Annotated in this window: 2 protein-coding genes; both read left to right on the top strand. The window is 45.2% G+C overall.

Annotated features, from left to right (window positions below; all coding sequences use genetic code 11):
- Positions 1-611 precede the first annotated feature (611 nt).
- Positions 612-830 (top strand): helix-turn-helix domain-containing protein, encoded by a 219-nt coding sequence (locus N512_RS23435; protein ID WP_051472875.1) that lies wholly within the window; start codon positions 612-614, stop codon positions 828-830.
- Positions 831-931: 101 nt separating this feature from the next.
- Positions 932-1,450: an IS630 family transposase gene (locus tag N512_RS0119015; RefSeq protein ID WP_028781320.1), complete on the top strand. Its 519-nt coding sequence runs from the start codon at positions 932-934 to the stop codon at positions 1,448-1,450.
- The last annotated feature ends 135 nt before the right edge of the window (positions 1,451-1,585 follow it).

The raw sequence follows: 1,585 nt of genomic DNA, 5'->3' as shown, positions 1-1,585 counted from the left end.
TTGAAAGGACTCAAAAGCCTCTTTTCTTCGACCCTGTCACGTCTTTCGCGTTGCCGCTGTGCCGTGTCAGTGGGAGCGCATTATAGGGAGCCAAAACTTTTGTGCAAGGGCTTTTTAAAAGAAAAACTCAATTTATTGGTCGACTGTAGAAACCCCGTTCAACTACACAGCTTACCTACCAATTAACCACAGACTTATCCACAAACCTATTTGTATAAACAATTCTGGTAGTCGTACTTAGGGGAAAGATTCAACTCATGCATTACACCTTATTAGTCATGAAACCAGTCAGAAATAATCGAGATTCTGCATAATTACTAAAATGTTTTCTCATCCAGTACACCAAGTTCATAGCCTCGAAGCCAGAATCCCAAACTTTAGCTGCGCGGCTCATCGACTCTGAATACCCGACATGTTCATACAGCAGATGATAAATAACTGCGCCTACTGACAAACCACATTGCTCTGCTTGCAGCCTGGGGAAACTTAGAGCATTGGTGAATAGCTAGAGATAAACGATTAATGCCTACCACTCTGCAAAGGCAAACTAAAAGGATATTCATTAGCTCAGTTGCGGCGACTGCATTTATCAAGAATACGCACGGACAACTATGTCATTAACAGCCCTGCTCGGTGTGAGTCGCACCAGTGTTAATGCTTGGGTCGCAAATTACCTGGCTGATGGACGCGATGGTTTGCTTGATAAACCTAAATCCGGACGACCCAATCAACTCTCTCCTCATCAATTAGAGCAACTTAAAAAGTTTATCGAGAAGAATGCTATCAAGCAGGACGGTGGACGCTTAATAGCTGAAGATATCAGAGTTTAAATCTGTAACGACCTGCATGTGAGCTATAGCTTGGCCAATGTGTACCGCTTACTCCATGCGCTTGATTTCAGTCTCATCCCGGGTCATCTTCCACTGAGCGTGTGGATGTGTGGTTCCAAGACGAAGCCAGATTTGGTCAACAAAACCAAACGACAAGACTTTGGGCAAAACGGGGTAGCCGTCCCCGTGTCGTCGAACAGCAGCAATTTGATTATGGGTATCTGTTTGGGGCAGTGTGCCCAAGTAGCGGTAAAACGGAAGCATTGATTACGCCCTTGGTCAACAAAGATGCCATGATGCTTCACCTTGAATTGATATCGCTGGCAACCGAGAGCGACCGGCATGCAGTGGTCATCGTTGATGGCGCAGACTGGCATACTATGGATACGGCAATGCCTTTCTCAAATCTCACTTTGATTAAGTTACCCGCCTATTCTCCAGAGCTGAACCCGATGGAGCAAGTTTGGCAATGGCTCAGACAACACTGTCTTTCCAACCGAGTATTCGATTGCTACGAGCAAATTGTTGACCAAGTATCCCGAGCCTGGAATACCTTCATTGAGGATACCGGTCGGGTTAAATCTTTGTGCTTCAGAGACTGGATGAATCTAACAAGATAATTAATCAAATTGGCATTAGCCGTCTGGCGATGGCCAGCTTCGAGCAAGCTCACTGCGTTCGGACTCTTTATCTTCCCCATGTGAGAGTGGACATTTCAAAATGCAATTAAAACGAAAAATCCCCAACACAAAGTG

The sequence above is a fragment of the Shewanella sp. 38A_GOM-205m genome, from assembly GCF_000518445.1.
Taxonomy (GTDB): Bacteria; Pseudomonadota; Gammaproteobacteria; order Enterobacterales; family Shewanellaceae; genus Shewanella; species Shewanella algae.
Note: the sequence above shows the minus strand (reverse complement) of the source record. Positions and strands in the feature narration are given on the sequence as shown.